The 969-nt window shown below is 42.4% G+C and carries 1 pseudogene; it reads right to left on the reverse strand.

The features are described from left to right. Positions 1-908 (reverse strand): annotated as a pseudogene (locus CXF89_RS19205) (IS3 family transposase); the annotation flags it as partial. Positions 909-969 lie beyond the last annotated feature (61 nt).

Below are 969 nucleotides of genomic sequence, written 5' to 3' on the forward strand. Positions count from 1 at the left end.
GCGATATTTTAAACTTGTATAATGACTACCCTGGTCTGAATGAAACATCAGTCCTGTCGGTTTTCCTCTGCTTTCATACGCGAGTTCAAGCGCTTTTAGCGTTAAATTAGTATCTGGCGACAACGACATGGCCCAGCCAACTACTTTACGTGCAAATAAATCAACAACAACGGCTAAATAAGCCCAGCGATTACCTACCCAAATATACGTCACATCACCGCACCACACGGTATCTGGCTCAACAACATCAAATTGTCTATCAAGCAGGTTTGGAATTTCAAGGTGTTCATTACCGCCGCGTTTATATGAATGTTGAGGTACTTGGCAGCTTTCAAGCTTTAATTTAACCATTAGCTTAGCAGCACGATAACGACTCAATTCAAAATCATTGTTCGTTGCTATTGCCGCGATTGTCCGCGCCCCAGCTGAGCCACCGCTCATTGCATGTATTGCTTTAACTTCAGCCTCTAGCCTTACTTGCTCTGACGTCGGCGTTGTATCCCGTATAGCCCAATATTTATAGCTGCTACGATGCACATTGAATACGTTACACAGCACGCTAATTGGGTAACGCTCTCGTTGATTTAGTTTCTCGATTAACGAGAATTGTTCAGGGAGTCGGACATCAAGAGAGCGGTAGCCTTTTTTAATATATCCTTTTCTAATTCGATGCGTTGGATTTGCTTTTTAAGTTCGCGGATTTCAATTTGTTCGGGCGTCATTGGCGAAGCAGATGGTGTCTGGCCATTCCGCTCTTGCTTTAATTGAGTAACCCACTTACTGACGGTTGATTTACCCACCCCCATCGCTTTAGCTGCTTCTTCTTGAGTATAACTTTGGTCAACTACAAGCTGAGCTGTTTCTAATTTTATTGCTGCAGAATACGTTGCGCGTTTTAATTTCGTCATTTTTTCACCCAAATTTGTATGCTTATTAGCATAACATTTCTTTCTTAATGGGTGGCCAAAA

Source organism: Pseudoalteromonas sp. MelDa3 (assembly GCF_002863625.1).
In the GTDB taxonomy this organism is placed as follows: domain Bacteria; phylum Pseudomonadota; class Gammaproteobacteria; order Enterobacterales; family Alteromonadaceae; genus Pseudoalteromonas; species Pseudoalteromonas arctica.